The organism is Pseudomonas sp. HMWF006, from assembly GCF_003061205.1.
GTDB classification, from domain to species: Bacteria; Pseudomonadota; Gammaproteobacteria; order Pseudomonadales; family Pseudomonadaceae; genus Aquipseudomonas; species Aquipseudomonas monsensis.
Genome location: NZ_QAIU01000233.1, coordinates 10,428 through 19,256, shown reverse-complemented (window position 1 = coordinate 19,256; position 8,829 = coordinate 10,428). Strand labels below are relative to the sequence as shown.

Sequence of the window (8,829 nt, the reverse complement as noted above, 5' to 3'; positions counted from 1 at the left end):
AAATGGTTGCCCCCGCCGGTGCCGGTGTGGCGGCCGTCGATCATGAATTTCTCGGTGGTCAGACGGGTCTGGCGTGCCTGGTCATAAAGAAACTCGGTGCGTTCGACCAACTCGTCCCAGGTTGCCGACGGCTGCACGTTGACCTCGATCACGCCCGGATCCGGGGTGATGCGCAAGTTGCTCAGGCGCGGATCGCCTGGCGGTTCGTAGCCTTCCAGCAGCACCGGGCAACGCAGTTCTGCGGCCGTCGCCTCAATGGCCGCGACCAGCTCCAGATAGTCCTCGAGCCGCTCCAGCGGCGGCATGAACAGGTACAAACGCCCCTCGCGAGCTTCGGCGCAAAACGCGGTGCGGGTCAGCCAGTCGGCGGATTCGTCGATCTGCGGCACACGCTCGTCAACGCTCGCAGGTTCAGCGTGGCGGTTGAGCTGCGCGGTATCCGGCAACGCGGGAAAATCCTGATTCGGATCCTGAGGATGGATGAACGGATACTCGGCGGCTTTTACCCACGGCTGCGAACCGAGCGGCAGCCGATAGCCCAGCGGCGAATCCCCCGGGACCAGACGGCAATGTTCGTCGCGCAGATACCAGCGCCCGCTCTGCCATTGATCGCCCTTGGCCGTGCGCGCCAGCGGCAGTACCTGGCCGATGACCTTGTCGAGCCCCTGGCTGAACACCTTGCGCAGCCGGGCGCGCTCCAGAGGTTCTTCCAGACGCGAATCCTCGGCGCTGACATTGCCCGGCAACGCCCCCTCGCGCCACAGGTAATAGAAATGGTCCTCGTAAGCCGGGAAGACAAAGCGCGCGGGCAATTTCAGACGCTCGGCGACGCTCGCCAGAAAGCGTCCGGCCAGCTCGCCGTCAGCGCCGTAATCTTGCTGCTCATCGGCGATCAGTGCGTCGTTGTGCCAGATCGGCACGCCGTCACGGCGCCAATAACAATTGAGCGACCAGCGCGGCAGCTGCTCGCCCGGATACCATTTGCCCTGCCCGAAATGCACCAGCCCTTGCGGTGCGTAATGCTTGCGCAGGCGCTGGAACAGTTCGGCCGAAAGCCGACGCTTGTCCGCCCCCAGGGCGGCGGTGTTCCATTCGGCGCCGTCCGGGTCATCAATGGAGACGAACGTCGGTTCGCCGCCCATGGTCAGGCGCACGTCCCCTTCCAGCAGGTCGGCATCGATCTGGCGGCCCAGCGCCTGAATCGCCAGCCATTGCTCCTCGCTGTAGGGCTGGGTGACCCGTGGGGCTTCCCAGATCCGCTCCACCGACATTTCGTGGCTGAACTCACACTCGCACGGTTCGACCAAGCCACTGATCGGTGCCGCCGAGGACGGATCGGGACTGCAGGCCAGCGGGATATGCCCTTCGCCGGCGAACAGCCCGGAAGTGGCGTCGAGGCCGATCCAGCCGGCGCCCGGCAGATAGACTTCGCACCAGGCGTGCAGATCGGTGAAATCGACTTCGGTGCCGGACGGACCGTCGAGGCTTTTCACATCGGCGGTCAGTTGAATCAGGTAACCGGAGACGAATCGCGCCGCGAGGCCAAGGTTACGCAGCAATTGCACCAGCAACCACGCCGAGTCGCGACACGAGCCAGAGGCGTGTTCGAGGGTGTGTTCCGGGGTTTGCACGCCCGGCTCCATGCGGATCAGGTAATTGATGTCCTCGCTCAGACGCTGGTTGAGCGCTACCAGAAAGTCCACAGCCGGCAACGGCGTGCGGTCGATGCCGTCCAGATAGGCTTTGAAAGTCGGCGTCAGCGGCAGGGTTTCGAGGTACGGCGCCAGCTCCTTGCGCTCATCGGCGGCATAGGTGAAGGGGATTTTCTCGGCGTAGGGCTCAAGGAAGAAGTCGAACGGGTTGAACACGGCCATCTCGGCCAGCAGATCGACTTCGATGCGCAACTCATCGGTTTTCTCGGGGAACACCAGACGCGCCAGATAGTTGCCCTGGGGATCTTGCTGCCAGTTGATGAAATGCTGCTCGGGCGAGACTTTCAGTGCATATGAAAGAATCCGCGTGCGGCTGTGGGCAGCCGGGCGCAGGCGAACGATCTGCGGGCCGAGTTCGACAGCGCGGTCGTAGCGGTAATGCGTAACGTGATGCAATGCGACATGAATCGACACGGCGTGCCTCCTGCGAGCCCAAGCGTATTCGAAAGCGCGCAAGACTTATGCCATGCACAGGCTTGGGCGCTTTCCCGGAATGCTCAGGGCAGTACAGCACCAAAATCGGGCGATGCGGGGAAATGGTTTGGCCTCATTGCACGTAAATGTTGCGAAGAGCCCCTCACCCTAGCCCTCTCCCGGAGGGAGAGGGAACTGACCGAGTTGATCATGCGAGCTACACCGACCTGAAACTCCGAGCCGAACTTCGATTTTGAAAAGCACTCAGATCGGCTCCCGTCCCTGGCTCTTTCCCGGAGAGAGAGCGGACTGACCGAGTTGATCATGCGAGCTACACCGACCTGAAACTCCGAGCCGAACTTCGATTTTGAAAAGCACTCAGATCGGCTCCCGTCCCTGGATTTTTCCCGGAGAGAGAGCGGACTGACCGAGTTGATCATGCGAGTTACACCGACCTGAAACTCCGAGCCGAACTTCGATTTTGAAAAGCACACAGATCGGCTCCCTTCCTGGCCCTTTCCCGGAGGAAGAGGGAGCTGACCGAGTTGATCATGCGAACTACACCGACCTGAAGCTCCGAGCCGAACTTCGATTTTGAAAAGCACTCAGATCGGCTCCCTTCCCCGGCCCTTTCCCGGAGAGAGAGGGGACTGACCGAGTTGATCATGCGAGCTGCACCGACCTGAAACTCCGAGCCGAACTTCGATTTTGAAAAGCACTCAGATCGGCTCCCTTCCCTGGCCTTTCTCGGAGGAAGAGGGTACGCCGGCGTGAAAGTCTTGAGTCGGACTCAGATCTTGAAAAGCATGAAGATCTGCTCCCTTCCCCCTCGCCCCCCCATGGGGGAGAGGGTTGGGGTGAGGGGGATGGATCTTGCAGCCAACATAAATCCAATCCCGGAAACGCAAAACGCCAACCCGAAGGTTGGCGTTCTGTTCAGCTCAAGCGTTGCTTAGCGCGGGACGACCGGCTTGCGCGCCGGTTTCGGCCCTTTGCCCTTGGCCGCGTCCTTACGCTCCTTGGCCGCCTGCTGGTTGCGGGCGAATGCCGCCGCCTTGGCCTGCTCACGCTTGTCCCACGGATTACCACCATCACTGGCACGCGGCGGCAGGCCGTTGTGCTGGGTGAGGATCTTGGTGGTCTTCTCTTTGCCTTCCTTTGCCACTTTATGGCTGCCGGCCGGCGTCGAGTTCTTGCGACGGGCGCTCTGGTAGCTGTCGGTAGACGGCTGGTGCATCGGAATCAATTGGTCCTTGCCCGAACCGATCAGATCAGCGCGGCCCATGCGGATCAGCGCTTCACGCAGCATCGGCCAGCCTTTCGGGTCGTGATAACGCAAGAACGCCTTGTGCAGACGACGCTGCTCTTCGCTCTTGACGATGGTCACGCCGTCGCTCTTGTAGGTGACCTTGCGCAGCGGGTTCTTGCCCGAGTGGTACATCGCGGTGGCGGTGGCCATCGGCGACGGGTAGAACGCCTGCACCTGGTCGGCACGGAAACCGTTGCCCTTGAGCCACAGCGCCAGGTTCATCATGTCTTCGTCGGTGGTGCCCGGGTGGGCGGCGATGAAGTACGGAATCAGGTACTGCTCTTTGCCCGCTTCCTTGGTGTACTTCTCGAACATGCGCTTGAACTTGTCATAGCTGCCGATGCCCGGTTTCATCATCTGGTTGAGCGGACCTTCCTCGGTGTGTTCCGGGGCGATCTTCAGGTAGCCGCCGACGTGGTGGGTCACCAGTTCCTTGACGTACTCCGGCGACTCGACCGCGAGGTCGTAACGCAGGCCGGAAGCGATCAGGATCTTCTTCACGCCCGGCAAGGCACGGGCGCTGCGGTACAGCTGAATCAGCGACGAGTGGTCGGTGTTCAGGTTCGGGCAGATGCCCGGGAACACGCAGGACGGCTTGCGGCACGCGGATTCGATTTCCGGCGTTTTACAGGCGATGCGGTACATGTTCGCGGTCGGGCCGCCGAGGTCGGAAATGACCCCGGTGAAGCCTGGCACCTTGTCGCGGATCTCTTCGATTTCGCGAATGATCGACTCTTCGGAACGGTTCTGGATGATCCGGCCTTCGTGCTCGGTGATCGAGCAGAAGGTGCAGCCGCCGAAGCAGCCACGCATGATGTTCACCGAGAAACGGATCATGTCGTAGGCCGGGATCTTTTCCTTGCCGTACGCCGGGTGCGGAACCCGGGCGTAAGGCATGCCGAACACGTAGTCCATTTCTTCAGTGGTCATCGGAATCGGCGGCGGGTTGAACCAGACGTCGATCTCGCCATGCTTCTGCACCAGCGCACGGGCGTTGCCCGGGTTGGTTTCCAGGTGCAGCACGCGGTTGGCGTGGGCGTACAGCACCGGGTCGTTACGCACCTTTTCCATCGACGGCAGGCGGATCACGGTCTTGTCGCGGGTCATCTTCGGGCTGGCCAGGATCTGCACGACCTTGGCTTCCTCGGGATCATCCACCGGGCCTTTTTCTTGCTCGATGGCGCAGGCCTGGGTGTCCTGGGTGTTCACGTACGGGTTGATGATCTTGTCGATCTTGCCCGGACGGTCGATGCGCGTGGAGTCGACTTCGTACCAGCCTTGCGGCGTGTCACGACGGATGAACGCGGTGCCACGCACATCGGTGATGTCTTCGATCTTGTGACCGTAGGACAGACGCTGGGCCACTTCGACAATGGCGCGCTCGGCGTTGCCGTACAGCAGAATGTCGGCGCTGGCGTCGATCAGGATCGAGTTACGCACGCGGTCCTGCCAGTAGTCATAGTGCGCGATGCGGCGCAGCGAGGCTTCGATGCCGCCGAGCACGATCGGTACGTGCTTGTAGGCCTCTTTGCAGCGCTGGCTGTAAACCAGGCTCGCGCGATCCGGACGCTTGCCGGCCATGCCGCCCGGCGTATAGGCGTCGTCGGAGCGGATTTTCTTGTCCGCGGTGTAGCGGTTGATCATCGAGTCCATGTTGCCGGCCGCCACCCCGAAGAACAGGTTGGGCTCGCCAAGCTTCATGAAGTCGTCTTTGGACTGCCAGTTCGGCTGCGCAATGATCCCGACGCGGAAGCCCTGGGACTCCAGCAGCCGGCCGATGATCGCCATGCCGAACGACGGGTGATCGACGTAGGCATCACCGGTAACAATGATGATGTCGCACGAATCCCAGCCAAGCTGATCCATCTCCTCCCTGCTCATTGGCAGGAATGGCGCTGGTCCGAAACATTCGGCCCAATATTTTGGATAGTCAAATAACGGCTTGGCTGCTTGCATGTCGACGACCGGTGTTGAGATGAAAAATCGCGGGCGCGGAATATAGCACAAATTTTGACCAATTCCGACGGCAATGGTCGGTTTCTCTTTGAGCCGATACCTTGCCGGTCTCGCCCCCCCTGAGGCGCCAAAACCGGCCACACAACCTGACTCCCCATCGGCCAGCCATTATCGGCAGCCGATGTGACAACCCTTCAAGGATGAAGAAATGTCACCGAAACCACCCATCAGGGGCACGGCAATTGTCGATGTCCATCCACGTCCCGGCGCTGTCGTCAGCGGGCAAGCGCCGCGCACGCGAGTATCCAGCGCCGGTGCGCGCCCCCCTGCCCGGTATACGCCGGACAGCCCTGATCTGGATGCCATTCACCGCGTGCCTGCGGTCACAATCACGGCGGCGTCCTCCACGCCAGTCAGCCACCGTCCTGAGATGCGATCGCTGGAAGATTACTGGCACAGCGCCGATATCCGCTTGCCGCCTGCCGATGACCAAGGATTACGGATGTTCAAGGGACGCTACTACGTCGACCTGCCAGACGACCGCGTGGCGCTGGTGAAGAAGGATCCGGACACGGGACTCTACCGGGCCCGCCTGCCCAGTGAGCTCAGCCCCTCCGGCCCCGTGTTGATACGCGATGCACAGAGCCGGCTGTGGCATCCGCTCGATGATGCCAGACCGGCCACTTTTCTCCTGTCTGACGCACGCCTCGAAGCCTTTCGTACGGCGCTCGATTTCAGCGGTATCGAGCCCGGGACGGATCGCCTGTACCGATTCAACGGCAAGCTGTATGCAGTCATCGCAGAACACGCGTATCAGGTGCTGCATGATCTGGACGCGTCCTCACCGAGGTCGACGGTCATGCGCATCGTTCACCCCGCAGATCCCGTGGCCCGGGACCACGGCAATATTTACATCGGGACACGCCCGGGGCGCTCGGAGCCGATCGTTTTCGATGCGCGGCATGGCTGGGTCGCCGCCCAGGTGGGCGGTACCAGCGGGATGCGCAGACGGGGGCAAACGTCCGCCGCCAGCCATTCAGCCGATCTGGCCTTGGAGCTGCGGTTGATGGATCTGGAATTAGAGCAGGCGATCACCATGACCGATCAGTTGGGATACCGATGGCTGGCAGCCAAAGACAAGCAGAACGAGCGAAACATCCTGGTGCAACTGGAAGACCAGCACCGACGAGAACTGGGAATACTGGAAAAAACCGTCAGTCTGCACCTCGAACACAAGGAGGCCGTCGTCGCCATCAAGGGCCGTGAGGCCTACAAAAACAAACTGATCACGCTGCGCAAGGGACAGATCCTGTCCTGCAACCAGTTGATGATCGCCAACGATTCACGCAAGTTGCTCGACGGCCCGATCTTCGGCGGCCCCGACACCGAATACCGCGCAGTCGCCACACATCTGGCGGACAAGCTGGCAATCATGAAACAGCGTGAGCATTTTGCCGAGGAACTGTTGCACAAGTGGCGCCTGTCCGAAGAGGAGTTGAAGGCGGCGGCGTACGACCCGATAGAAATTCATGAAATCGTCGCCTTCTGGGTCTATGCCGAAAGTCGCACGCTGCCCGATGCCGCAACCTCCCTGGCCAGCCATGACTTCAATGCCAAGTACCTGGCGTATTCGTTCGGCCAGGTAACGTTCTCCTACCGGGCACTCAAGGGCATGCCGGAAGAAACCCGCGTTGCGGTGCTGAGCAGCCTGTTCGACCAATGCACGGCCATTCGCGCCGCGTTCGAACACATGCCGTTGCCGCCCGGCGCCGAGCCTGCCCGTTCACACGCAAAGATCGTCGAGGCGGTCCAGGCTTTCGAAACCACACTTGAAGAAAGCCTGAACCGTTATCACCGGCAATTACTGAAGACGTCGATGCTGCCGGCGCACGAACAGCCCATCGACTTCGACTTCATCCCGCCGCAGGACCGCAGCGCACCGCCCGCCAGCCTCCGACGGGTTTTCCGCGCCAGGCACCACGGGGTCGACAAAATCAAGGTCGGGCGCCCGCGCCGCTCCGAGACCGGCGTGGAAGTGATTGATGTCATGAGCCCCGTGGACGCCGTTCAGGTCATGCATACCTACGCACTGCAAGAAGGCCAGTGGCGCCCGATCGTGCCTCTGCAGGCCACGCCTCTGCCAGCGCTCAGGGCACAGGCCGGGCAGCAACTGCAACGCACCCAATCCTGGCTCGACCGGGCCTGGCAGGACGAACGGGAAAAACGCAATGCCACCAATATTGTCGAGTTTCTCGGCAGCAAGGCGGACGCTTGCGATCACCTCGCCAGACAGATCGATACCGCTCCCGATCGCACCGACACCGACACCGCCACCTTCGTCCAGCGTCTGCAGCAGGACAGCCTCCGCCTGCGCAGCGAAGGCGAACACATCCGGATTCGCCTGTACAAAGACAAGGCGTTTCTCAGCGCCGACCGACTGGCCTACTTGATCGCCAAGGAACAGATCAGCGTGGTGCAGACCCAGCCACGCACGGTCTCCGGCAAGGGCTCGGATAAACACTTTCTCGACGTTTATTCGCTCAACGACAGAAGCACCGGCGCCCCCCTCTGGCACGCGCACTTTCACTACGACCGCATGAACAGCCCCAAGCAAGGCTTCACCGCACGCGGCGGCCACCTCAAGACCCTCGAGCAGAGCCGCCTGGGCATTAGCTCGCAACGCAGGGACGCCCGAAGCGGACACGAGCATGCCCCCATCTGGCGCGAAAGCATTGATGGCAAAACCGCACAGAAAATATTCGAACTGGCGACATGAGCCACTCACAGCACACTTTTCAAGGATGAAACCATGGTGATCAAACCACCCACCCGACTCAATGTAGCGGTCGACGTTCACCCTCCGGCCCGGCCTCCGAGTACGCCCACCCCTTCACACCACATCGACGCAGGCCGGGTCAATTCGACACGCCGCACAGTGCCATCGCGGTCCGAGACGGGCGACATCAATGCGGACGCGATAATGCCCACGCGGGCGCCTTCGGTGACGCTCAACGAGTCGCCCCTCAGTATCCAGCCGACAACACCGCAGTCGATCGAGGGTTACAGCATGCCAGCCATCCCCGCGCTGCCGGATGCCAACAGCGATGGTTTCAGGGTGCACAGGGGACGGCGCTACGTCGATCTGGCCAACAGCCGTGTCACGCTGGTTGCGAGAGATCCGGACACGGGACTGTTCAGAGCCCGACTGCCCAGCGAGCTGATCGCTTCCGGCCCGCTGCTTCTGCGCGATCCCGTCAGCCGGCTCTGGCACCCGCACACGCCACTCGACGCGGACAGCTTGCCGCTGACCGATACGCGTCTGGCTGCCTTTCGCACGGACCTGGACTTCAGGACTGCCGCCGCCGATGTCGACGGTCTGTTCAGTCACGCAGGCAAACGCTACGTGGTCATCCGTGGCCATGCTTATCAGGCATTGCA

Annotated in this window: 3 protein-coding genes and 1 pseudogene; 2 read left to right on the top strand and 2 right to left on the bottom strand. The window is 61.7% G+C overall.

The genetic code is table 11. The features are described from left to right. Both DBR24_RS09375 and DBR24_RS09370 read right to left on the bottom strand, forming a co-directional pair. Positions 1-2,126 (bottom strand): transglutaminase family protein (locus DBR24_RS09375; protein WP_146189007.1); only part of this gene is annotated, 2,126 nt, incomplete at its 3' end. A gap of 952 nt (positions 2,127-3,078) precedes the next feature. Beyond that, positions 3,079-5,391, bottom strand: a complete 2,313-nt coding sequence (locus tag DBR24_RS09370) for a YgiQ family radical SAM protein (protein WP_123470930.1) — start codon at positions 5,389-5,391, stop codon at positions 3,079-3,081. 208 nt (positions 5,392-5,599) lie between these two features. Between DBR24_RS09370 and DBR24_RS09365 the strand changes: the two genes are divergently transcribed. Together DBR24_RS09365 and DBR24_RS31820 are read left to right on the top strand one after the other, a co-directional pair. Next, positions 5,600-8,167: a hypothetical protein gene (locus DBR24_RS09365; RefSeq protein ID WP_128614583.1), complete on the top strand. Its 2,568-nt coding sequence runs from the start codon at positions 5,600-5,602 to the stop codon at positions 8,165-8,167. 204 nt (positions 8,168-8,371) lie between these two features. Beyond that, positions 8,372-8,829 (top strand): annotated as a pseudogene (locus tag DBR24_RS31820) (hypothetical protein); the annotation flags it as partial.

Coding starts and splice junctions, on each gene's coding strand:
- DBR24_RS09370 (WP_123470930.1), bottom strand. CDS start 5,391: ATGCAAGCAGCCAAGCCGTTATTTGACTATCCAAAATATTGGGCCGAA.
- DBR24_RS09365 (WP_128614583.1), top strand. CDS start 5,600: ATGTCACCGAAACCACCCATCAGGGGCACGGCAATTGTCGATGTCCAT.